This is a genomic window from Pseudomonas sp. P179 (genome assembly GCF_000478485.2).
Classification (GTDB): Bacteria; Pseudomonadota; Gammaproteobacteria; order Pseudomonadales; family Pseudomonadaceae; genus Pseudomonas; species Pseudomonas aeruginosa.
Window position 1 is genome coordinate 4,690,723 of record NZ_KI517354.1, and the last position, 1,318, is coordinate 4,692,040.

Consider the following 1,318-nt stretch of genomic DNA (forward strand, 5'->3'; position numbering starts at 1 on the left):
TTGAAGGAAATGGCCAGGACCCCGAATTCATCGTTGCTGGTGACCTTCAGGCGCTTGGTCAGGTCGCCTTCGCCCTGGGCGATGTCCTGCATGGCGCGGCCCATGTCGGTGAGCGGTTGCATCAGTACGCGGATCAGCATGCCGAGGAGGAGGACGATGGCGACCACCGCGATCAGCGCGGCGACGATCGCCGAGGTACGCAGCTTGGTGAGCATGGCATAGGCCTTGTCCTTGTCCACCGAGATGCCGATGTACCAGTCCAGGCCGGACAGGCCCTTGACCGGAGAGAAACTGAGGATCCGGGTGTTGCCGTGCAGCTCGGCCTCGCTGAAGCCGCTGCCGATCTTCGGCGTGTTGCGTGGGTAGACGTCGCTGAGGCTCTTCATGACCTGGTCCTTGTCCGGATGGACGAGGATCTTGCCGTCGCCGCTGACCAGGAAGGCGTAGCCCATGCCGCCGAAGTCCAGCGAGTTGATGATCTTCACCACCGTCTGCAGGCTGAGGTCGCCGCCGACCACGCCGAACGGCTGGCCGCCCTGGCGCGCCGGGCTGGCGATGGTCAGTACCAGCTCGTGGATGGCCGGCTCCATGTAGGGTTCGGTGAGGGTGGTCTGGCCGGCGCTGGTGGCGGCGTTGTACCAGGGGCGGCGGCGCGGGTCGTAGTCGGCCGGCAGGTCGCTGGTGGGGCGCGCGGTGTAGGTGCCGTCGGTCTGCCCCAGGTAGGTGAAGAGGAAGGTCGAGCCCAGCAGCGGCTGTTCCAGCAGGGCCTGGGTGGTCTCCGGGCTGTGGTCGCGGGCCAGGGTCTGGGCCAGGTTCTCGATCAGCAGGATGCGCCCGCTCAGCCAGTTCTGCACGTTGCTGGCGGTGATCTCGCCCATTTCGTGCAGGTAGTCCTCCAGGTCCTCGCGGATCGAGGCACGCTGCAGGGAGTCGTTGTAGAGGGTGAACAGGGAGAAGGTCGCGATCACCACCAGCGCGGCGGCGAGCAGGATCTTGTGGCTGAACTTGAGACTTTTGATCATGGTTTCTTGCATCCGGGAGGCGCGGGCGCGCTGTCGTGAACAGCCCCAGTTGGATCGCAACTGCAAGGCTTGCCGTGTCTGTCGGCGGCAAGTCCGGAAGCTTTAGCGCAACGGATGAATGGTTTCACCGAATGCGACCTGGAGAACGAAAAAAAGCGCCCGTGGGCGCTTTTCGTCGGCAGGGCGGATAACCGCATCGCGGTTGTCCGCCGGTTCGGCGACGAGACCGGCCGGTCTCAGATCTTGAAGCTGTCCACCAGTTGGCGCAGGCGCCCGGCCTGGGTTTCCAGCTCGCC

Annotated in this window: 1 protein-coding gene and 1 pseudogene; one reads left to right on the forward strand and one right to left on the reverse strand. The window is 65.0% G+C overall.

Annotated elements, in window-relative coordinates; all coding sequences use genetic code 11:
• A pseudogene (pctB, locus tag HMPREF1224_RS33940) lies at positions 1–1,022 on the reverse strand (methyl-accepting chemotaxis protein PctB); the annotation flags it as partial.
• A 114-nt stretch (positions 1,023–1,136) separates the two neighbouring features.
• On the opposite strand from pctB, the gene HMPREF1224_RS45805 reads away from it, so the two are divergent.
• Positions 1,137–1,318 (forward strand): hypothetical protein (locus HMPREF1224_RS45805; RefSeq protein WP_208507187.1); only part of this gene is annotated, 182 nt, incomplete at its 3' end.